The sequence below is a fragment of the Erwinia sp. SLM-02 genome, from assembly GCF_037450285.1.
Lineage (GTDB): Bacteria > Pseudomonadota > Gammaproteobacteria > Enterobacterales > Enterobacteriaceae > Erwinia.
Map to the genome: position 1 here is coordinate 269,073 of NZ_JAQISN010000005.1, position 22,460 is coordinate 291,532.

Annotated in this window: 17 protein-coding genes; 8 read left to right on the plus strand and 9 right to left on the minus strand. The window is 59.2% G+C overall.

All coding sequences use genetic code 11. From position 1 onward, the window contains the following. The first annotated feature begins 57 nt into the window (after positions 1–57). A complete protein-coding gene (locus PGH32_RS22385; RefSeq protein ID WP_123333551.1) occupies positions 58–723 on the plus strand; it encodes a GntR family transcriptional regulator in 666 nt (221 codons plus the stop codon). Here PGH32_RS22385 and fhuB read toward each other — a convergent pair. The 6 genes from fhuB to PGH32_RS22415 all read right to left on the minus strand — a co-directional run bounded on the left by fhuB (position 720) and on the right by PGH32_RS22415 (position 8,596). After that, positions 720–2,642: a Fe(3+)-hydroxamate ABC transporter permease FhuB gene (gene fhuB, locus PGH32_RS22390; RefSeq protein ID WP_337895199.1), complete on the minus strand. Its 1,923-nt coding sequence runs from the start codon at positions 2,640–2,642 to the stop codon at positions 720–722. The genes PGH32_RS22385 and fhuB overlap by 4 nt on opposite strands. Then, positions 2,639–3,523, minus strand: coding sequence for an ABC transporter substrate-binding protein (locus PGH32_RS22395; protein WP_337895200.1), 885 nt, complete (start codon positions 3,521–3,523; stop codon positions 2,639–2,641). Before PGH32_RS22395 ends, fhuB begins: the two co-directional genes overlap by 4 nt. Beyond that, positions 3,523–5,871, minus strand: coding sequence for a TonB-dependent siderophore receptor (locus PGH32_RS22400; protein WP_337895201.1), 2,349 nt, complete (start codon positions 5,869–5,871; stop codon positions 3,523–3,525). The genes PGH32_RS22395 and PGH32_RS22400 overlap by 1 nt, the downstream gene beginning before the upstream one ends. Positions 5,872–5,950: 79 nt before the next feature. Then, positions 5,951–6,988, minus strand: coding sequence for a FecR family protein (locus PGH32_RS22405; RefSeq protein ID WP_337895202.1), 1,038 nt, complete (start codon positions 6,986–6,988; stop codon positions 5,951–5,953). Then, on the minus strand, positions 6,972–7,484 hold the full coding sequence (locus PGH32_RS22410; protein ID WP_123333544.1) for an RNA polymerase sigma factor: 513 nt from the start codon (positions 7,482–7,484) through the stop codon (positions 6,972–6,974). Before PGH32_RS22410 ends, PGH32_RS22405 begins: the two co-directional genes overlap by 17 nt. A gap of 266 nt (positions 7,485–7,750) precedes the next feature. Next, on the minus strand, positions 7,751–8,596 hold the full coding sequence (locus PGH32_RS22415; protein WP_337895203.1) for a sugar phosphate isomerase/epimerase family protein: 846 nt from the start codon (positions 8,594–8,596) through the stop codon (positions 7,751–7,753). Between the two features lie 659 nt (positions 8,597–9,255). On the opposite strand from PGH32_RS22415, the gene PGH32_RS22420 reads away from it, so the two are divergent. After that, positions 9,256–10,542 (plus strand): lysozyme inhibitor LprI family protein, encoded by a 1,287-nt coding sequence (locus PGH32_RS22420; RefSeq protein ID WP_337895204.1) that lies wholly within the window; start codon positions 9,256–9,258, stop codon positions 10,540–10,542. A gap of 88 nt (positions 10,543–10,630) precedes the next feature. Here PGH32_RS22420 and PGH32_RS22425 read toward each other — a convergent pair whose 3' ends face one another. The 3 genes from PGH32_RS22425 to PGH32_RS22435 form a co-directional block, all read right to left on the minus strand. Beyond that, positions 10,631–12,013 (minus strand): MFS transporter, encoded by a 1,383-nt coding sequence (locus PGH32_RS22425; protein WP_337895206.1) that lies wholly within the window; start codon positions 12,011–12,013, stop codon positions 10,631–10,633. 129 nt (positions 12,014–12,142) lie between these two features. After that, on the minus strand, positions 12,143–13,447 hold the full coding sequence (locus PGH32_RS22430) for an enolase C-terminal domain-like protein (protein WP_337895207.1): 1,305 nt from the start codon (positions 13,445–13,447) through the stop codon (positions 12,143–12,145). A 444-nt stretch (positions 13,448–13,891) separates the two neighbouring features. Then, positions 13,892–15,010, minus strand: coding sequence for an ABC transporter ATP-binding protein (locus PGH32_RS22435; protein ID WP_314419090.1), 1,119 nt, complete (start codon positions 15,008–15,010; stop codon positions 13,892–13,894). 314 nt (positions 15,011–15,324) lie between these two features. Here PGH32_RS22435 and PGH32_RS22440 point away from each other — a divergent pair, with 314 nt between their 5' ends. Genes PGH32_RS22440 through PGH32_RS22465 form a run of 6 tightly spaced genes read left to right on the plus strand, consistent with a single transcriptional unit; the run spans position 15,325 to position 22,437 of the window. After that, complete coding sequence (locus PGH32_RS22440; RefSeq protein ID WP_314419093.1) at positions 15,325–16,545, plus strand: extracellular solute-binding protein; 1,221 nt, start codon at positions 15,325–15,327, stop codon at positions 16,543–16,545. 51 nt (positions 16,546–16,596) lie between these two features. Then, entirely contained in the window at positions 16,597–17,901 is a 1,305-nt protein-coding gene (locus PGH32_RS22445; RefSeq protein ID WP_123333529.1) for a carbohydrate ABC transporter permease, read from the plus strand. A 10-nt stretch (positions 17,902–17,911) separates the two neighbouring features. Then, positions 17,912–18,763, plus strand: a complete 852-nt coding sequence (locus PGH32_RS22450) for a sugar ABC transporter permease (protein WP_123333526.1) — start codon at positions 17,912–17,914, stop codon at positions 18,761–18,763. A 3-nt stretch (positions 18,764–18,766) separates the two neighbouring features. After that, on the plus strand, positions 18,767–19,960 hold the full coding sequence (locus PGH32_RS22455; protein ID WP_123333524.1) for a glycoside hydrolase family 53 protein: 1,194 nt from the start codon (positions 18,767–18,769) through the stop codon (positions 19,958–19,960). A gap of 46 nt (positions 19,961–20,006) precedes the next feature. Further along, entirely contained in the window at positions 20,007–22,064 is a 2,058-nt protein-coding gene (locus PGH32_RS22460) for a beta-galactosidase (protein WP_314419096.1), read from the plus strand. 58 nt (positions 22,065–22,122) lie between these two features. Beyond that, positions 22,123–22,437: a glucose PTS transporter subunit EIIB gene (locus tag PGH32_RS22465; RefSeq protein WP_337895208.1), complete on the plus strand. Its 315-nt coding sequence runs from the start codon at positions 22,123–22,125 to the stop codon at positions 22,435–22,437. Positions 22,438–22,460 lie beyond the last annotated feature (23 nt).

A 22,460-nucleotide genomic window follows, 5' to 3' on the forward strand; every position in this document is an offset into this window, starting at 1 on the left:
CAATAAAACATTAAAATTAAATAACCATTTGCGATATCCGGGAAAGGACTAAACAGCATGATTGAGATGGAAAAAGCGCAGCGAATGAGCCTGACCGCGCAGATTGAATCCACGCTGCGCAGCGCGCTGATTGTGGGGAAGTTGAAGCCGGGTGCCAGGCTGGTGACCCGCGATCTGGCGGCACAGCTGGGGACCAGCATCACGCCGGTGCGCGAAGCGCTGCTGCGTCTGGTTTCCGCCGGGGCGCTGGACGCCACGCCCGCTGCGGCGTTTCTGGTGCCGGAGATCTCGCTGGCGCGCTATCAGGAGATTACGCTGATCCGTAAGCAGCTTGAAGGGTTGGCGGTAAGGACCGCCGCGCCGCTGGTGACGAAAAAGCAGCTGACGGCGTTAAAAAAACTCTGCACGCGCTTTATGCAGGCCAAGCTGAACGGTGACGTTGAAACGGCGCTGGAAGCCAACCGCGCGTTTCGGTTTACGCTCTACGCCTGTGCGAAAATGCCGACGCTGGAGGCGATCATTGAGCAGCTGTGGGTGCAGATTGGCCCCTGCTTTAACTATCTCTACCCGCAGTCAACGGAGATGGCGCAGGGGCATCATAACTACGACCTGCTGCTGGACGCGTTAGAGACGGGCGATGGGGAAACCTGCGAAAAGCTGATTCTGAAAGCGATCGATGACGGCGCGGAAATTCTGACCGACCACTATTTCAAAAAGGCTTAGCGGCTCGCCTTCCTGGAAAACTGCCACAGAAACCAGGGCGCACCGATAAACGCGGTGAGCAGCCCGGCGGAAACCGGCCAGGGCCAGGCGATATTGCGCCCCAGCCAGTCGGCCAGCACCATCAGCGTTCCGCCAATCAGCGCGGCGGCACAGAGCTGATGGCGCAGCGCCCGCGCGCCCAGCGACCTGGCGCACTGCGGGGCCAGCAGGCCGATAAAGCTCAGCGGCCCCACCAGCAGCGTCCCGGCGGCGGTGAGCAGGGATATCAGCAGCAGCACCAGCAGGTTAGTCCGGCGCAGGCTGACTCCCAGCGACTGCGCGGTTAGCTGGCCGAGGCCGAGAAGCTGCAGCCAGCGCTGCATCAGCAGCGCCAGCGGGCACAGCACGGCAGCGGCAATCACCGATTCAACGGCCATGTGCACATCAATCCCGGCGGTAGAACCGGTGCTCCAGTTCAGCAGCATCAGGGCACGCGGATCCCCGCTCAGCATCAGGATCGTATTCAGCGCCCCGGCGAGGCTGGTCAGGCTCAAGCCGATCAGCACCACCTTCTGCGGGTTAAACCGGCTGCGTGCGCCAAACACAAACAGCAGCAGCATCGCCAGCAGGCTGCCCGCTATCGCCGGGGCGAGCATCATGGTCATCGGCAGCGGCGTCAGCAGCACGGTCAGCAGCACCGCCAGCGCGGCACCGCTGCTGATACCGGTCAGCTCCGGGCTGGCCATGACGTTGCCGGTCAGCCGCTGGATCAGCACGCCCGCACAGGCCAGCATCATCCCGGCACAGAGCGCACCGGTTATTCTCGGCCAGCGCCAGGCCAGCAGGTGTGAGGTCAGCGCGCCCGGCGGTTCCCGGTTAAGCCACAGCGAGGCGGGCAGCGCCAGCGCTAACAGCAGCAGCAGAATGCCCAGCTGACGGATTTTAAAATCGGCGACGGCCGGGCCGGCAGGCTGCACGACGGGCGATCCCGTTACCCGCTGGCGTAACAGCAGTACCAGCAGCAGCGGTGCGCTGAGCAGAGCGGTGACCGCCCCCGCCGGAATATCCCCGGCGGCGGGGGAAAAATGCAGCGCCAGCTGATCGACCAGCGTCAGCATCACCGCGCCGGACAGCACCGTGACGAAGAGCTGATGCTGAAAGCGCCGGATGCCGCTGGCCCTGACGATGGCAGGCGCGGCCAGGCCGATAAAGCTGATAATCCCCACCTGGCTGGTGATGATGGCACTGAGCACCACCGCCACGCTCAGCGCCGCAATGCGCACCTTCACCACCGAAATCCCCAGCGCGCTGGCCTGCTGCTCCGACAGGCCTAGAACGGTCAGCGGCCTGTTCAACAGCAGGCTGATAAACAGTGCTGCGCACAGCGCGAGCGCCAGCACAATACCGCTCCGCCAGCCGCTTTGCGTTAACGCACCGGCCTGCCAGCTGAACAGATCGCTGAGGTAGTCGTGATTAAAAAGCACCAGCAGGGTATTCAGCGAGTTGCCGTACAGGCTGAGCACCATCCCCACCAGGATCACGCTGAGCGGTGCGAAGCGACGACCGGCGGCGAGTTTCATTAACAGCAGAACGGCGATTGCCGAGCCGCAGAGCGCCATAACGGGCAGGCCGAGGGTCAGCAGACCGGGCGCGAAGACCAGGGCGGCGGACATCGCCAGGTTAGCCCCGGCGGCCACGCCAAGCGTGCCCGGCTCCGCCAGCGGATTTTGCAGCACCTGCTGAAACAGTAATCCGGCCAGCGCCAGGCCCGCGCCGCACAGCAGGCTGACCGCAACGCGCGGCAGAAAGCTCTGGTCCAGCAGCAGGCTTGAAAGCGACGGCGGGTAGCGTGCCATCAGCGCGAAATAATTGATCGCCACGCAGGCCAGCGCGGCGGCAAAGCAGAGAAGCAGAATAACGGCGGCGGTAACGGACTTCATTGCTCCGCCTCCAGCGCCCGGGTCATATCCCCGGCCAGCGCCAGCCCGGTCGCCAGTCCGCCAAACGGGAAAAAACGGTCCAGATGCGTGACGCGGTCACTTTTAAGCAGCGGCAGCTGCTGCCACAGGCCGTCGGGCTGCCTGGCGCGCCTCAGCCGCGTCATCACCGTGGGCAGCTCGGTGTAAAACAGCCGGTCGCAGGGCAGATCCGCCAGTTCCTCGATGCGTACACGGGCAATGTGCGCAGCGTTGACCGCTTTTTGCCAGGCGTTACGCAGGCCAAGCTGGCGGATAACCGCATCCGCCAGGCTGCCGCGGCCGTAGATCGTCGCGTACCTGCCGTCCTGATCCAGCACCATCACCAGCACCCGCGCCTGCTGGCGTGCCGCGAGACGCAGGCGTAAGTCGTTGAGTTCCCCCGCCACCAGCTGCAGCCAGCGCGTGGCGGCGGCCTCAGCGCCAAGCCGCCGCCCGGTTTGCTGCGTCCAGTCGTGCAGCGCCTGCCACGGTTTGCCCGAGGCATACCAGGCCGTGACCGTTTCCAGCGGGGCAATGGCCGCCATTTTGGCCATCACCGGCGCGGAAAGCACATCGCTGATAATCAGCGATGGCCGCAGGGCGTCGAGCAGTTCCATATTGGGTTCCCAGAACGGCCCGATGTCCTGTACGCTGGCAGGCAACGCCGGCTGCGGGATGCGCCGGCGAAAATAGCCGGTGTCCGAAATCGCCAGCGGCGTCACGCCGATACTGAGCAGCGTTTCCGCCGCCGCCCAGTTAATCGCCACGATACGCTGCGGGTTCACCGTCGGCAAACCCGCACGCGCCGCCAGCGGCAGCATCAGCAGCATTTTCAGACAGCCACGGCGGCTGAACCCGGACATCAGAAGTTCAGTTTCAGCGAGCCGATAAAGGTGCGCTCCTGGCCCGGGTAGCAGCTGGTATCACCGTCGCAGGTGCCCACGTAGTGGCGGTCAAACAGGTTCTGCACGTTGACGCCGACCTGGATATTTTTGTTCACCTGGTATTTCGCACCGGCATCCACCAGGGTGAAGTTCTTAACCTGGACGGTGTTAGCGTTATCGCCGTACATGCTGCCGACGTAGCGCACGCCGGAACTCAGCATCAGCCCGTCAAACAGCCCCTGATGGAAGCCGTAGTTGAGCCACGCGGAGGCCATGTTTTTCGGCACGTTCGCCTGCTGCTTACCTTCGTCGCCGTTGTTGCTTTTAGTGATTTCCGCATCCGTCCAGCTGTAAGACGCCAGCGCATCAAGGTTATCCGTCAGCTTCGCCTGGGTTTCCCACTCGATCCCACGGGAACGCACTTCGCCGGAGGCGATCTGATAGCCGGTTGCGCTGCCGTTGACGATCTCATTGGTCAGCACGTTGGATTTGGTGATTTCAAACGCGGCCAGGGTCATCAGCAGGTTGCTGTCCGGCTGGTATTTCACCCCCACCTCATACTGATGCGCCTTGCTGGGATCGAAGGTGCGGTTCTGGCTGTCGGTGCCGCTGTTAGGTACAAACGACTCGGCGTAGCTGATGTACGGTGCCACGCCGTTACCGAGCAGATAAGTCAGCCCCGCACGGCCGGTCCAGGCGTCTTTATCGATCCACGAGGTGCTGCTGGTCAGGTTGTTCTGCGTGCGCATGCTGATATCGTCATGGCGCCCGCCCAGCGTTAACAGCCACTGGTCCGTCAGGCGGATTTGATCCTGCAGATAGACGCCCAGCTGCTGGGTGGTTTGATCGTTGTTGTTCACCGCGTTGGTCGGGTCGGCAATATCCAGCCCGTAGACCGGGTTGCTCAGGCTCAGGGCCGGTGCCACCGCGCTGAAGCGTTTGGCGTTCCCGTCCAGCCAGCTGTAATCCACCCCGGCCAGCAGCGTGTGCGCGACCGACGCCGTGTTGAAATCCATCTGCAGCTGGTTGTCGAGGTTAAAGGCCTTCATGTGCTCGTCAAACCGAATGGCGTTGCGCGAGACGCTGTCCGTGGTGAAGTCCGGATCGCCCGCCAGCAGGTTGTTTAAAATCGTGTCGGTCTGGCCGTAGCGCAGGTTCTGGCGGAACTTGACGCTTTCCGCCAGCTGCTGGCTGAATTCGTAGCCAACGCTGTACTGCTCCTGGCGGAAGCGGTTGTAGCTGTAGTCGCCCAGCAGCGTGTCGGTGGCTTTGCCGCCCGGCGTGGTGAGTACGGCGATGGTGCCGCCGGAGGTGTCGCGCAGGCAATCGGCACGCAGCGTCAGGCTGGTGTCCGCCGAGGGGATCCAGGTCACCGTTGGCGCCAGGTAAACGCGGTTGTCTTCCACGTGCGGCCCGTCGCGATACTGGAACTGGGTATCGCTGTCGCGCGCCAGGCCGACCACGCGATACAGCCACTCGCCGTCCTCGTCCAGCTTGTCGCTCATATCAAACTGTGCCTGGCGGCGGTTGAAATTCCCCAGCTGCACTTCCACTTCATGCACGCCGCGCGCGTCCGGCATTTTGCTGACGCGGTTGATAATCCCACCCGCATCGCCCAGGCCGAACAGCGTGGAAGAGGGGCCACGGACAACGTCCACGCGCTCCAGCGCGTAGGGCTCGGTGCGGAAATAGCTGTAGCTGTTGTTCAGCTGGCGCAGGCCGTCGCGATAGTCATTGGTGGTCAGGGCGTTGAAGCCGCGAATGTAAATCCAGTCGTAGCCCTTGGGGTCAACGCCGTAGGTTTCGGTTTTCACGCCCGGCACGTAGCGCAGCGCCTCGGTAACGGTCTGCACGTTCTGGCTATCCAGCTGCTGGCGGGTAATTACCGACACCGACTGCGGCACTTCGATCAGCGGGGTATCGGTTTTGGTGGCGCTGAGGGTTTGCTGCGGCACGGCGTCGGCGTTATTCACGCTGGCGGTTACGGTGAGCGTGCCGTCGGCCGAGGCGGAAGGGGTGACGGAGACGGTGCCGCCGATCAGCTTCCACGTCAGGCCGCTGCCGCTGAGCACGCGGTCCAGGGCGCTTTCCAGCGACAGGGTGCCGCTCACCGCCGGGGCCATTTTGCCGTCAAGCGATGCCGGTGCGGCAATCAGCTGAACGCCCGCCAGCCTCGCCAGCTGGTTCAGCGACGTTGACAGCGGCTGCGCGGGCAGAGAAACCGACAGGGCTGACGCCGCGTAAGTGCTGCAGACCGGCAGCGCTGCCGCAATCACCACGGCAAGGTGCTGTGTACGAAACGAGCGTAGAGCAGAAAAAACGGCCATTCATAATCCCCAGATTTAAGATGAATAATAATCATTCTCTTCTGAAGACGCAGCGCACGGCTAAACCCTGACGTCCGTTTTAATTATTTTTTTGTTCAGCGGCGGATAAAACAATAGCCTGCTGATTTTTAATGGTTTTTATTTTCACCGGCAGCACCAGCGGCAGCGATTTCGCAAAGCTCGCGGCGCGGTCGGTGTCAAAACTCCCGCTCACCCTCAGCGCGGCAACGGTCGGTGAATCCGCTTTGATGGACACCTCGCCGTAGCGGGCAAACTCCGCCAGCGCCATGTCCAGCCGTGCGTTGTCCAGCACGATGCGGTCATCCCGCCAGGCGGCGATGCTGTCGGCAGGCAGGGGGGTTCGCTTAACCAGACGCCCTTCGGCATCGCCTGTCGCACGTTCGGAAGCGTGGAGCACGGCCAGATGCGCACGGGCCTGCGGCAGATGCAAATGCTGCATCGCCCGCCACCAGCCGTTTTGCCAGCTGCCGCGCGGGCCAACGCGCACCGCGCCGCTGCGGACCGCCACATCGGTGCCGTCGCCGCTCAGGGTATGCGGCAGGTAGCGCACGCTGAATTCGGTACCCACCACGGTCACGCGCGACGGGCCGCTGAACACCGCAAAGGGCTGCTGCGGGCTATGTGCCACCTGGAAGAAAGCCTGCCCCTGCGGCATCTCCACTTCCCGGCGGCGGGGGTAATAGCGCACGGTCAGCTGCGTGCCGGCATCCAGCGAGATCCGACTGCCGTCGGGGAGATCGACGGTGCGCATCTCGCCGCGACCGGTCTGCCAGCTGGCACTGTAAACCGGGGCGGCAAACTCATCGCGCAGCGGCAGCCACAGCACCGCCGCCAGCAGAACCAGTGCACAGCCGTACACGACGGGCCGCCAGAAGGTACGGCGAACGGGGGCAGGGCGCAGATGATCTACCGCTCCGGCGGGGATGGCCGCCGTTTGCTGCCACAGTCCCCTCAGGTCTTCATACTCTGCACGGTGTGCCGGGGTTTGCAGCCAGCGCTGGAACGCATCCTGTTCGCTCAGGCTCAGGCCTTCCTGCTGGCGAAGCAGCCAGCGGATTGCCTGTTCAGCTATTGCCTGCTTATCCTGCGTCGTCATTGTGACCTCCCTGTTTTTCATCCCGCCAGCTGTCACGGCTGGCGCGGCAGGCCAGCATGGCGCGAATAATGTGTTTTTCCACCATGTTGATTGAAATCCCCATGCTGGCCGCGACGTCACTCTGCGACTGGCCGTCAATGCGATGGCGGATAAAGGCTTCGCGGCAGCGGGGTGGCAACTGCTCTATGGCAGCGACGATGTGGTCAACATACTGCTGGTTTTCCAGCAGGCTGTCGGGCTGTTCGTGACCGGGTGCCGCCAGCTCGTCGGTATCCACATCCGGCGCATCTTCATGCTGTTTTTGCAGGCGATAGCGATCGACCAGCAGATTTCTGGCGATATGGTAAAGCAGGCCGCGGTGCGAGGAAACCTGTTCCGGGGAGGCCAGCGCGCGGCTGAACGTCTCCTGGGTAAGTTCTTCCGCCAGATGCTTATCCCGCAGTTTGCCGCTCAGAAAGCGGAACAGTTCGGTGTAGTAACGCTCAAACGCTGACAATGTGGCATCCCAACAACCGCAGATTTGTGCGGACATGAAAGAGAGACGGAGTATCTGAATGAAAATAGTTATCGTTCTTAACGACCGGCGGCAATCATATAGTAATCATTGGGGAAAGGGCGAGTGAAAAGAATTCGCGGTTAACGCGGGTGCTGGCGGGCCAACATCGCGCTAAACCCGTTGATAAGGCGCAAACCTGCGGGGATAAATAGCGGCGCGGGTTCGGACGGTATGCGGTCCCCGTTTCAGGGACCGCCCACCTGCGGTTATTTCGGCAGGCTTTCCAGCGCGGCGCGCAGATTTTTCAGCGAGGTGGTGATGATGCTCCAGGCATCCTTCGGCTTATCGTGTTCGATGATAAACCACTTCACGCCGCTGGCCTTCGCGGCAGGCAGAATCGTTTTCCAGTCCAGCAGACCTTCGCCCAGCGGGGCAAAGTTCATTTCGTCATCGCGGATGCCGATCGAGGCATTATCCTTGGCGTGAATAGCAAACACGCGGCCCGGATACTCTTTCAGAATACGTGCGGGGTCCTGACCACCGCGCGATACCCACGCCGCGTCCATTTCCAGCTTCAGGTTGGCGGGCTGCGAGTGCTTAAAGATGATGTCCAGCGCGGTGACGCCGTCGTACTTCTTCATTTCAAAATTATGGTTGTGGTAGCCCAGCTGGATGCCGTCCTTGTGAAGCTTCGCGCCCAGTTTATCCAGCCGCTGCGCGTAGTCGATCCAGCCCTGGGTGCTGTCCGGGCGATCCTGCGGTTCAATCCACGGCACCACGATGGTGCTGTTGCCTACCGCCTTGTTAAAGGCCACGGTTTGCTGATAGTCCTGCTCCAGCGCCTTCAGCTGGACGTGTGAAGAGGTAACCGTCAGCTGATTTTTCTCCAGCAGCGCCTTCAGCTGTGCAGCATTCAGATCGTGCGTGCCGACCAGCTCCACATGCTTAAAGCCCGCCTTGTGCGCCATCGCGAACTGCTCGGCTGGTGTACCGACATTGCGCAGCGTATACATTTGCAGCGCGATTTCATCATCCACCTGCGCCGCCGAAGCCAGGCCAGACGCGGTGCTCAGGGCCGCCAAAAGGCCCACCGTTGCCATCAAATTTTTCATCAATTTTCATCCTGTTATTAATAAGTAATCGATTACAAACTACGATCAAAAGTAATCGATTACAAAATGCAGAAGTGATTTCTGTGATCGGGGTCATTATGCCGGGGAGGGGTACAGACGGTGCAGGAACCAATCAGGGACTGACCGTTCTGGTGACATAGCCCTGCCCGAACATGAGCATTCCGGATGGATCGTTTAACAATGCAGTGCCCAGAATTGGTCGGATTAATCGCTGGCAGGTCGAAACCAGAAATTGCTGCATCAATTGATATACCCCTTAAGGTATGTGCTACCCGCATTGATTATTTATCTGAGTGATGGTGAACAGTGAAAACTTTTTCATCCGGTACGTTTACGGCCATTATCGTTAAGTCATTTATTCATGAAGTCAGACCGCCAGTCGAGTCAGAACCTGCTTGAGTAAAATTATGTAGCAGGGTGACGCGGGCATACTATACAATCGCGGGCGTATTCTGAATGGGGAAGCCAGCAGCAGCGCTTTGACATAACTAACGGAATATAATAGAGATATTTTTAATTTTCAACCGCAAGGCATCGTTAAATCAGTCAGTTTAAATAATAAGACTTTCCACAAACGCCCCTGTGAGTTTGTCGGAATATAATGCTTCACCAGCAAAACAATATTAATCGGACTTTATATGAATAAGAAATTGAGTCTCGCTGCATTAGCTGTTACGGGTGTTATTTTTAGTTCAGCGTCTTTCGCTGCCGGCTTCGATTGTAATAAAGCCAGCGGCTATGTTGAACAAACCATCTGCTCAACGCCCGCGCTGTCGGCGCTGGACGATAAAGTCAGCGGCTTATACGGCCAGGCCATTAAGCAAAACCCGGATAATAAAGCCGCCATCAGAAAATCGCAGCTGGCATGGTTAAAAGAGGTTCGTAATAAGTCCACGTCATTCACCGAGCTGCAAAACGCCTACGCGAACCGCGTGAACGACCTGAATGCGATTGTCAGCGGCAGCGCACAGTCGGCGGCGGTTTCCGGCAGCCAGCCTCAGTCTGCTGTACCGGCAGCCGTTGCACCAGTACCACAGGCCGCACCCGTTGCTCAGAGTGCAGCACCCGTAGCGAGTGCGGGCCAGGCGTCGGTAGAACGCTCCTGCCAGGTGCAGGTCACCTACAGTAAAGACGCTGTCGACCAGTACATCACCAACCAGAAAACCCAGCCAAACCGGCTGCGCGTCACCGATAACGGCGACAGCTTTATCATTCACTTCGAACGTTTTTACGGGCTGGGTGATATGAACAGTGAATTTATTTCACCGCGCGGCAGGGAGTTTATGAACGTTAAGCAGGAGCAGGACGGCACCACCTCCTTCTACCGTAAAAGCGAGGCCAACGGGTTCCTCAGCTTTATCTTCACCTCGGTGAAAGGCAGCATGAAGCCAAGATTTGATGCCAGTCTTTATGACTGCCGTACCGGCGTAGCGGCGAGTGCCAGCCAGCAACAGCCAGCGGTGAATGCGCAGCCCGGTGCCGCACCATCTGCCGCCGCCGGTGAAGTGAAAACCTACCATTTAACAGCGACGTCCGCCGTGCTTGATCCAATTGAGATGGATTTTCGCAGCAGCTCGGCGCTGGATATGAAAGTCTATAACAACGCCAAAAATTATGCCGACGGCAGCGATGACCGCTATCGCATGTTAAGTATCTACCGGGATTACGGCGTGTCGGTGGCTGATTTCGACAACATCGTTATTCCGCAGTGCCGTGCCGAAACGGACAGCCTGACGAATGAGAGTAAGGCCGTGCAGAGCCAGTGGGGCACCTTCAGCAGCGATCCGTCCACCCGCGAGCGTCAGCAAAAAGAGCGGTCGGACTATCTGCAGCAGTGGACGCAGCGTTTCCAGGCAGCCACGGACAGAATGCAGCAGTGCTGGTCGGAAGCGGCATTGCGCGTGCCTGAACATACGCCCCGTTGATTATTTTCCCCGGCCGGAGCGGAAATCGAACGCGTTCCGGCCGGGTTAAAACAATACCCCGCATCGGCGGGGTAGTTTCCTTTCATCGTTACTTCAGCGAGCCCGAAGTCAGCGTCGCGCTGTTTTCCGCTGGTGCATCCCGGTTTTTGTCCGGTGCCGGGCTGTCCAGATCGCGGCGGATGCCGATGCGGAACACCCCGGACAGCATCAGCGCACCGAGAATGGCAATCGCGCCCAGCAGATACAGCCCCGCCGCCGATGAATTGAAGGTGTTTTCGGCCCATACGCGGATATTCGGTGCAACAAAACCGCCCAGATTGCCCAGCGAGTTGATCAGCGCAATCCCTGACGCCGCCGCCGCACCGCCCAGATAGCTGGTGGGGAAGGTCCAGTAGATCGGCTGCACCGCCAGCAGGCCAGCGCAGCCGATGCACAGCACGACAAATGCCCAGACCGGCGTTGCCGCTAACATCCCCGACAGCGCCACACCCAGGCCGCCGCACAGCAGAGTGATAGTGCCGATCCAGCGCCTTTCTTTGCGCTTCGTCGACAGGTGCGGAATGTACCAGGCCGCAAACAGGGCGCAGAGCCAGGGAATGCCGGACAGCACGCCGACGATAAAGCCGACTTTCTGGCCGGAAAGGGCGGCTACCTGCGAAGGCAGGAAGAACGCAATGCCGTAGGAACCCACCTGGATGGTAAAGCAGATCATGCACAGGTAGAGCACGCGCGGATCGCACAGGGCTTTCAGGATCCCCTGCGGGCCGTGGTTGACCTTGGCCTTCTCTTCTTTCTCAATTACCCGGCTGAGTGCCTGCTTCTCTTCTTCGTTAAGGAACTTACAGCGCCGGTCGGCAGGCTTATCGTCCAGATAGAAATAGGCCACCACGCCAACGAACGCCGCCAGTAATCCTTCCACCAGGAACATCAGCTGCCAGTTGTGTAAGCCCCACATATCGTGGATGGTTAACAGCGCGCCGGATGCCGGGCCGCCGAGGATAAAGGCGATCGGCGGGCCAAACCAGAAGTAACCGGCCACCTTAGCGCGGACGTTCAACGGGAACCAGAAGGTGAGATACAGCATCACGCCCGGCATAAAACCGGCCTCGGACGCGCCGAGGAAGAAGCGCAGGATGATAAAGGTTTGCTCATCGTGGGCGAACATCATCGCCGCAGAGATCAGCCCCCAGGTCACCATGATGCGGGAAAGCCACACCCGGGCACCCACTTTATACAGCAGAATGTTGCTGGGCACTTCGAACAGCGCATAGCCGATAAAAAACACCCCGGCACCAAACGCGTAGGCGGCATTACTTAAACCGGTATCCACCTGGAATGCCTCTTTGGCAAAACCAATATTGGCGCGATCTAAATAGGCCATAACATACATCAGTGCCAGAAACGGCAGCAGGCGGATAATAGATTTACGTACTGCCGAATTAACAACTTTATCATCTTCAGTCTGACTCATAGGAGTGCTTCCACGTTGAGTGTTATGCAGTCGGTCTCTTCGATAATAACGTCATAAGGCATTCTGCTATCCCGCCATTATTTAATGGCGGGATAGCAGAAAATTGACAGGATTAATAATGAGAGTTTTTTACTTTAACCATTCGCGGCCATCAGGCCATGAGTAATCCAGTAATGTTTGCGCTTTCATTTTCACGCCATAGCCCGGTTGCTGTAGCGGATAATATCTTCCGCGTTTAATGATTAAAGGCTCTTCAAAGTTTTCATGTAAATGATCGACATATTCCAGCACGCGATTTTCCAGCGAGGCGGATACCGCGATATAATCGAACAGCACGATATTGAGCGAATACTGGCACAGGCCAACACCGCCGCCGTGCGGGCAAACCGGCACGCCAAATTTCGCCGCCATCAGCACCACCGCCAGCACCTCGTTCAGGCCACCGAGGCGGGCCGGATCGAGCTGGCAGAAGTCCATGGCACCGGCCTGGAAGAACTGTTTAAACATCACGCGGTTGTGGGCGTGCTCGCCGGTGGCAATGCCGATATCACCGATCCTCGCCTTAATCGCCGCATGGCCGAGAATATCATCCGGGCTGGTTGGCTCCTCAATCCACAGCGGATCGAACTGTGCCAGTTTGCGCATCGCCGCAATGGCCTGGTCTACGCCCCAGATCTGGTTGGCGTCCATCATCAGCTTGCGGTCCCAGCCCAGTTCCTCGCGCAGAATGGCCGCACGCCGCATGTCCTGTTCCAGATCCGCCCCGACTTTTTGCTTCAGGTGCGTCCAGCCATCGGCGACCGCCTGGCGCGCCAGCTGGCGCATTTTCTCTTCCGAGTAGCCCAGCCAGCCTGCGGCGGTGGTATAGCCCGGGAAGCCGTATTCAAACATCTCCTGCTCGCGCTGCGTTTTGCCGCTCTCGACGCGGCGCAGCAGGGTCAGCGCCTCTTCCGGGGTTAACACGTCGGTGATGTAGGTGAAATCGATGCACTTCACCACCTCTTCCGGCTTCATATCCACCAGCAGTTTCCACACGGTTTTATTTTCCGAGCGCGCCCACAGATCCCAGAGCGCATTAATAATTGCCGCGGTGGCTAAATGAATAACGCCTTTTTCCGGCCCGACCCAGCGCAGCTGGCAATCACCGGAAACCAGCTCGTGCCAGAACTGACCAAAATTAGCGGTGATCTCTTCCAGCGTGCGGCCAATAACAAATAATTCAGCTAAAGACTTTACTGCGCTGACGCAGAGATCGTTTCCCCGGCCAATAGTAAAGGTCAGTCCGTAGCCTTTTAAATCTTCCCGATCGGTTATCAGGGTGACATACGTTGCGGAATAATCAGATATTGCATTCATCGCATCAGAACCGTCGAGGTTTCTGGACGTTGGGAAACGAATATCTTTAACGCTGATATCCTTGATCGCGATCGCCATTTTATCTCCTGATTTATTTATAGGTCGTTATAAAAAGTAGGGTAAGGCTCAGTTGATAATTGGAGTGTATCGGCGGTTGTAGAACGAAAGATGAGCACGTGGTTATATTTTGATGAGGTCTGAGTTTTTATGTTTTTTATGTGTTTTTAATTTGTTATTGAGGTGTAACAAAAATGATACCTGTACAAGCGAGTTGAATCTCAACCCCGAGAATCAGGGCGATAAAAGACAGGAGGGGCCGTCATGCCGCGGCGAGGGCGGGTTCACAGTACAGGGAGACATCAAAATCAAAGCGGGCTACCAGTCCATGATGCCCCGGCAGAAGTGCCGATACCCTCATGGTCTGGTTTTTTATTGGCGCTAAATCCCTTCAGGCTAAATGATTTTACTCACAGCCAGATTGCTTCAGTGGTTAATACGGGCCGCGTAAAACAACCGGCGGCATTACGCCGCCTGATCCTGCGGGATCTCAATATCGGCGCTGACGCGCAGCCCTTCGCTGTCAAAGACCATGCACTGGTGCGGATAGAAGGACGGGCGCAGCGACTGATAAGGGCGGAAGGAAACATCGCCGGGCAGCAGCATTTTAAAGCCGTCGTGGCCGTAGCTCTGACCGAACAGATAGGTGTTGTTGCCCAGCCGCTCCACCACCTCGCAGTGGAAGTCCAGCTGTAGCGGGGCGTCGCTGTTAATGCGCAGATGCTCGGGGCGGATACCCAGCGTCAGCGCCTCACCCGGCTGCAGCAGCCGCTGCGGGGCAGGCAGCGCCAGGGTGCTTTGCCCATCGTTAATGCTGACCAGCAGCCCGGTAGCGCTGCACTCCACGACCTGAGCGGGCAGGAAATTCATCTTCGGTGAGCCGATAAAGCTCGCCACAAAGCGGTTAACCGGATTGTAGTAGAGGGCCATCGGCGAGCCGACCTGCTCAACCTTGCCGTAGTTCATCACCACAATCTTATCGGCCAGGGTCATCGCCTCAACCTGATCGTGGGTCACATAGACCATGGTGGTTTTCAGTTCCTGATGCAGCTTGGCGATGTGCAGGCGCATCTCAACGCGCAGCTCGGCGTCCAGGTTTGACAGCGGCTCATCGAACATAAACACCTTCGGGTTGCGCACAATCGCCCGGCCAATCGCCACGCGCTGGCGCTGCCCGCCGGAGAGCTGCTTCGGTTTGCGGTCCAGCAGGTGGGAAAGCTGCAGCGTTTTGGAAACCATCTCCACCTGGTGGCGGATCTGCTCCTTCGGTACGCGGTTGACCTTCAGGCCGTAGCCCATGTTTTCCGCCACGGTCATATGCGGGTAAAGCGCGTAGGACTGAAACACCATCGCCACGCCGCGATGGGCGGGGGCGACGTCGTTGACCATCTCATCGCCAATCAGGATCTCGCCGCCGCTGACTTCCTCCAGCCCGGCAATCAGCCGCAGCAGGGTGGATTTGCCGCAGCCGGAAGGGCCAACGAATACGGCAAATTCGCCAGCTTCGATATCCAGTTGAATATTTTTCAGCGTTTCGGTTGCGCCGAACTTCTTGCTCACGCTTCTCAGTCTGATGCTGGACATGCGGATCCTCATCGGGAATGTTTTCAGGGTTAAATGTATTACGTATTACAAATCTTCACTTCAGCGCTTCAACCGTTGTGGGAAGCGGGTTGACTATAACCCCCTGATGACAAGCACCCTACCGGCTAGTTTGATTTATGCAATGCCGATCACACATTGATAAATATGGGCTGGTGGGATCGGGTGCTCTTGCGTAGCGTATGACATCAACAGGTTTTGGTTCCTCTCGCTCTACAGGCTGATTTCCACCGGTTAACGACCTGCGAACTCAGCGATAAAACATAAAAATGTCATACCTTCACATGAGGTCAGCAATGAAATTGAAAACGAGCATCTCGCTGTTACTGTCCGCACTGATGGCCACGCAGGCCGCCTACGCCGCGCAGCAGCTCACCGTCTGGGAAGATATTAAGAAATCGGACGGCATCAAAACCGCCATCGCCGACTTCCAGAAGCAGCATAACGTTGAAGTCAAAGTGCAGGAGATGCCTTTCGCCCAGCAGATTGAGAAGCTGCGTCTGGATGGCCCGGCCGGTATCGGCCCCGATGTACTGGTGATCCCGAACGACCAGCTCGGCAGCGCCGTGGTGCAGGGTCTGCTATCGCCAATCACCGTGGATGCGGCGCATCAGGCGGCGTATACCCCGTCGGCGATGGCCGCGTTTATCCAGAACAACGTGGTGTACGGCATTCCGAAAGCGATTGAAACTCTGGTGCTGATTTATAACAAGGATCTGCTGCCGTCGCCGCTGAAAACCCTCGACGAGTACCGCACCTTCTCGCAGAAGCAGCGTGAAGCCAAACAGTACGGCCTGCTGGCGAAGTTCGACCAGATTTACTACAGCTGGGGCGCGATTGCGCCGATGGGCGGCTACATCTTCGGCAAGGACGGCAAGGGCGGGCTGAACACCCACGATATCGGCCTGAACACCCCGGGCAGCATAGAGGCCGTGACCTACCTGAAGAGCTTCTTCACCCAGGGCCTGCTGCCGGGCGGCATCCTCGGGGATAACGGGCTGAACGCCATCGATTCCCTGTTTACTGAGAAAAAAGCGGCGGCGGTGATTAACGGCCCGTGGGCGTTCCAGCCGTATGAAGCGGCGGGCATCAACTACGGCGTGGCACCGCTGCCCGATCTGCCAAACGGCAAACCGATGAGTTCATTCCTCGGCGTGAAGGGCTATGTGGTGTCCACCTGGAGCAAGGATAAAGCGCTGGCGCAGCAGTTTATCGAGTTCATCAACCAGCCGCAGTACGTCAAAGAGCGCTATCAGAAAACCCAGGAGATCCCACCGCTGCTGGCGCTGATGAATGACCCGATTATCAAAGACGATGAGAAAGCTAACGCCGTTGCGGTACAGGCCGCACGCGCCTCCGCCATGCCGGGCGTACCGGAAATGCAGGAAGTGTGGGGACCGGCCAATGCCGCTCTGGAACTGAGCGTGTCCGGCAAGCAGGAGCCGAAGGCCGCCCTCGACGGCGCGGTGAAGCAAATCACCATGCAGATTGAAGCCATGCAGGCCAGTAATCAGTAAGTCAGCGTCGCATGGCGGCCCGAATCAGGAAGCAAGAAGGATAATGGTGTGATGATTTCCCCCAGTGAAAAACTGATGCTTAACAAACGCTCGCGGCAGCACGCCGTAACGGGCGTACTGCTGGCGCTACTGCCGGGCTTCGGCCAGTTCTATCATCGCCAGTGGGCGAAAGGATTGTGCTTTTTAATCCTGCTCGCCAGCTTTGCCGGCGTGTTCCATGATTTCCTGCAGCAGGGGCTGTGGGGACTGGTGACGCTGGGGGAAGAGGTGCCGCGCGACAACTCCATCTTCCTGCTGGCGGAGGGGATTATCAGCGTGCTGATTATTGCCTTTGGCCTGACGCTGTGGGGGCTGTCGTTCCGCGACGCGTGGCTGAACGGTCGCCGCCGCGATAACGGCGAGCAGCTGCACGGGGTGCGCAAGCAGTATCAGATCCTGCTGCGCGAGGGCTTCCCCTATCTGATGATCACCCCGGGGTTTATCCTGCTGGTGTTTGTGGTGGTGTTCCCGATCCTGTTCGGGTTCGCCATCGCCTTCACCAACTACAACCTGTACCACACGCCGCCGGCGAAGCTGGTTGACTGGGTGGGGATGAAGAACTTTATCAATATCTTCACCTTATCCATCTGGCGCTCCACCTTCTTCGACGTACTGCAGTGGACGGTGGTCTGGACGCTGCTGGCAACGACGTTACAGTGTAGCGTGGGCGTGATGCTGGCGATTCTGGTGAACCAGAAAGATCTGCGCTTCAAGCCGCTGATCCGCACCATTTTCATTCTGCCGTGGGCGGTGCCGGGCTTTGTCACCATTCTGGTGTTTGCCGGGATGTTCAACGACACCTTTGGCGTGATCAACAATTCGATTCTTGACTTCTTCGGCATTGCGCCGAAGGCGTGGATGACCGATCCGTTCTGGACCAAAACCGCGCTGATTTTGATGCAGACCTGGCTTGGCTTCCCGTTTGTGTTCGCCATGACCACCGGCGTGCTGCAGGCGATCCCTGACGACCTGTACGAAGCGGCGATGATGGACGGGGCCAGCGCCTGGACGCGGCTGAAAACCATCACGCTGCCGCTGGTGATGTACGCCATCGCGCCGATCATCATCACCCAGTACACCTTCAACTTTAACAACTTCAACATTATCTATCTGTTTAACAACGGCGGCCCGGCGGTGGCCGGGTCAAACGCCGGTGGCACCGACATTCTGGTTTCGTGGATCTACAAGCTGACCATGTCGTCTTCGCAGTATGCGATTGCCGCCACCATTACGATCCTGCTGTCGATTTTTGTGGTCGGCGTGGCGCTGTGGCAGTTCCGGGCCACCAAATCGTTCAAACAAGATGAAATGGCGTAAGGGCACAGTCATGGCGAAATCAGTAAGTATTAAACGCGAAAAATGGGTGCGCCTGTCGCTGACCTGGCTGGTGGTGCTGATCGTCTCCACTATTATTATCTATCCGCTGGTGTGGACGGTGGGCGCGTCGCTGAACGCGGGCAACAGCCTGCTCAGCAGCTCGATCATTCCGGAAAACGCCTCCCTGCAGCACTACCGCAATCTGTTTAACGGCACGGTGCCGTACCTGAGCTGGTACTGGAACTCGATGAAAATCAGTTTCTTTACCATGGTGCTGACCCTGATCAGCGTCAGCTGTACCGCCTATGCCTTTTCACGATTCCGCTTTAAGGGCCGCCAGAACGGGCTGATGCTGTTCCTGCTGCTGCAGATGATCCCGCAGTTCTCGGCGCTGATTGCCATCTTCGTGCTGTCGCAGCTGCTGGGCTTAATCAACAGCCACCTGGCGCTGGTGCTGATTTACGTTGGCGGCATGATCCCGATGAACACCTATCTGATGAAGGGCTACCTCGACGCCATTCCGAAAGACCTGGACGAGTCGGCGCGCATGGACGGCGCGGGGAACTTCCGCATCTTTATTGAGATCATTATGCCGCTGTCGAAGCCAATTCTGGCGGTGGTGGCGCTGTTCTCCTTCACCGGCCCGCTGGGGGATTTCATCCTCTCCAGCACCATTCTGCGCAGCCCGGATCAGTTCACGCTGCCCATCGGCCTGTACAACCTCGTGTCGCAGAAAATGGGGGCCAGCTATACCACCTATGCCGCAGGAGCGGTGCTGATCGCCGTGCCGGTCGCCATCCTCTATCTGGCGCTGCAAAAATACTTCGTTTCCGGCCTGACATCAGGCAGTACAAAGGGATAAATCATGAAGCGTAAATCACTGTTCATCGCCCTGGCACTGGCCTGGGCGACCCCTCTGCTCGCCGCCACGCCGTCGGTTATCACCCCGATCGGCCAGGTGCCTGCGGATTTTGTTAAGGGCGCGGATATCTCCACGCTGCCGGAGCTGGAAAAGCAGGGCGCGAAGTTCTATAACGCCAACAATCAGTTACAGGACCCGATCGCCATCCTCAAGGCCAACGGCATCAACACCATTCGCCTGCGCCTGTGGGTTGACCCGTATGACCCTGACGGCAAAGCCTACGGCGGCGGCACCAACGATCTGAACACCACGCTGGCGCTGGCCAAACGTGCCAAAGCGGCGGGGATGCAGCTGCTGCTCGACTTCCACTACAGCGACTTCTGGACCGATCCGGGCAAGCAGTTCAAGCCGAAAGCGTGGGAAAAGCTGACCTTCCCGCAGCTGGAAACGCGCATTCACGACTACACCCGCGACACCATCGCCCGCTTTAAGGCCGAGGGCGTGCTGCCGGAAATCGTGCAGATCGGCAACGAGCTGAACGGCGGCATGCTGTGGCCGGAAGGCAAAAGCTGGGGGCAGAACGGCGGCGAGTTTGATCGCCTGGCGGGCCTGCTGAAATCGGCCATCGCCGGCCTGCGTGAGAACCTCAGCGATCCGTCGCAGGTGAAGATCATGCTGCACCTGGCGGAAGGCACCAAAAACGACATGTTCCGCTGGTGGTTCGATGAAATCACCCGCCGTCAGGTGCCGTTCGATGTGATCGGCCTGTCGATGTACACCTACTGGAACGGACCGATCTCCGCGCTGAAGGCCAATATGGATGACATCAGCCAGCGCTATCAGAAAGACGTGATGGTGGTGGAAGCCGCCTATGGCTACACGCTGGAAAACTGCGACAGCGCCGAGAACAGCTTCCAGGCGAAAGAAGAGAAAGACGGCGGCTACCCGGCAACCGTCGCCGGCCAGGCGGCCTACCTGCACGATCTGATGTCGGCGGTGCTGGCGGTGCCGAATCATCGTGGCAAGGGCGTGGTGTACTGGGAGCCGGCCTGGATCCCGGCCAGCGGCAATACCTGGGCCACGCCGGAAGGCATGAAGTACATCCACGACGAGTGGAAGCAGGGCAACGCCCGTGAAAACCAGGCGCTGTTTGACTGCCGCGGCAAAGTGCTGCCGTCCATCCAGGCTTTTCATTAATTGACCGGCCTGCGGGCCGGTACCTCTGACACATTAAGGAAGAAGTATGACTAAATTCCCACCGCTGGCGGCCGGGGTGACCCGCCTGCTGCACGGCGCGGACTACAACCCCGAGCAGTGGTCGCACACGCCGGGCATTATCGATGAAGATGTGGCGATGATGAAGGAGGCCCACTGCAACGTGATGTCGGTCGGCATCTTCAGCTGGGCCAAGCTGGAGCCGGAAGAGGGGCGCTACGATTTCAGCTGGCTGGATAACGTGCTGGACAAGCTGTATGCACAGAACATCCGCGTGTTCCTCGCCACGCCGAGCGGCGCGCGCCCGGCCTGGATGTCGCAGAAATACCCTGAGGTGCTGCGCGTGGGCCGCGATCGCGTGAAGGCGCTGCACGGCGGGCGACACAACCACTGTATGACCTCGCCGGTGTACCGCCAGAAGGTGCAGGCGATTAACGGTCAGCTGGCGGAGCGCTATAGCCATCACCCGGCGGTAATCGGCTGGCATATTTCCAACGAGTACGGCGGCGAGTGCCACTGCGACAGCTGCCAGCAGGCGTTTCGCGACTGGCTGCAGCGCCGCTATCAGACGCTGGAACAGCTGAACCACGCCTGGTGGAGTGACTTCTGGAGCCACACCTATACCGACTGGTCGCAGATTGCCTCGCCTTCACCGCAGGGCGAGATGTCCATCCACGGACTGAACCTCGACTGGCGGCGCTTTATGACCGACCAGGTGACCGATTTCTGCACCCAGGAGATCAAGCCTCTGAAGGCGGTTAACCCGGAGCTGCCGGCCACCACCAACTTTATGGAGTACTTCTACGACTACGACTACTGGAAGCTGTCGCAGGCGCTGGACTTTATCTCCTGGGACAGCTATCCGACGTGGCACAACGAGAAGGATGACACCACGCTGGCCTGCTACACCGCGATGTTCCATGACCTGATGCGCACCCTCAAGCAGGGCAAACCGTTCGTGCTGATGGAGTCCACGCCGGGGGCCACCAACTGGCAGCCGACCAGCAAGCTTAAAAAGCCGGGCATGCATATTCTTTCCTCGCTGCAGGCCGTGGCGCACGGCGCGGATGCGGTGCAGTATTTCCAGTGGCGTAAAAGCCGCGGCTCGGTGGAGAAATTCCACGGCGCGGTGATCGACCACGTGGGTCATCTGGATACGCGCATCGGCCGCGAGGTCAGCGAGCTGGGCCGGATGCTGGACGCCATGACCCCGGTGCTCGGCAGCCGCGTGGAAGCCCGCGTGGCAATTATCTTTGACTGGGAAAGCCGCTGGGCGATGGACAACGCACAAGGCCCGCGCAATATCGGCCTGCACTATGAGCGCACGGTGGTGGAGCACTACCGGAGCTTCTGGGAGCAGGGCGTGGCCGTTGACGTGATCAACGCCGATGCCGACCTGACGCCTTATACGCTGGTGATCGCCCCGATGCTGTATATGGTGCGCGACGGCTTTGCCGAACGCGTGGAGCGCCACCTGCACAACGGCGGGCAGTTCGTTGCCAGCTACTGGACGGGCGTGGTGAATGAAACCGATCTCTGCCATCTGGGTGGCTTCCCCGGCCCGCTGAGGCCGCTGCTGGGCATCTGGGCGGAGGAGATTGACAGCCTGACCGACGAGGAGTCGAACGGTATTCAGGGCATCAAAGGCAACGCGCTGGGGCTGAGCGGCCCGTACCAGGCGCGCGAGCTTTGCGAGCTGATCCATCTTGAGGGCGCCACCGCGCTGGCCCGCTATCAGAGCGATTTTTACGCCGGTCAGCCGGCGGTCACGGTTAATGAAGTCGGTGCCGGTAAGGCGTGGTACATCGCCTCGCGCAACGATCTGACCTTCCACCGCGACTTCTACGGCGCGCTGATTAAGCAGCTGGCGCTGCCGCGCGCCCTTGACGTGACATTCCCGCCGGGGGTGACTGCACATCGTCGTACCGACGGTGAGCAGTCGTTTATCTTCCTGCAGAACTTCACCGCGGTTGAACACACGATTACGCTGCCGGCGGGCATCAGCGACCTGACGGACGGCACGCCGCTGTCGGGGCCGCTGGTCCTGCCGCCGTGGGGCTGCCGCGTGCTGCGCGCGCCGCTGTAACGGCGAATTCACAGGCGGGCGCAGGCCCGCCTTTTTTTATGTCCAGAAGGAGAGAGAGATGGTGAGTCTGAAATCGTTTAAACACTACTTCAGCCGGGAAGCCGGACCGGCAGAGGAGGCCCCCGTTGACAGTGCGCTGCTGGACCAGCTGCTGCGCTGCTTTGGTGGCCGCGACAATATCGTGCAGGTTGATGCCTGCCTGACCCGCCTGCGGGTGACGGTCAACTCGCTGGCGGCGGTGGATTCTGCCGGGCTGCAGCAGGCGGGGGCGATCGGGGTGGTGATCCTCGGCCACGAGGTGCATGCCATCTTCGGCACGCGGTCGGACCGGCTGCGGCAGCTGCTGGATGCGCGTTTCTTCGGCGATGCCTGAGTTTTCAGGGTGACGTTGTCACA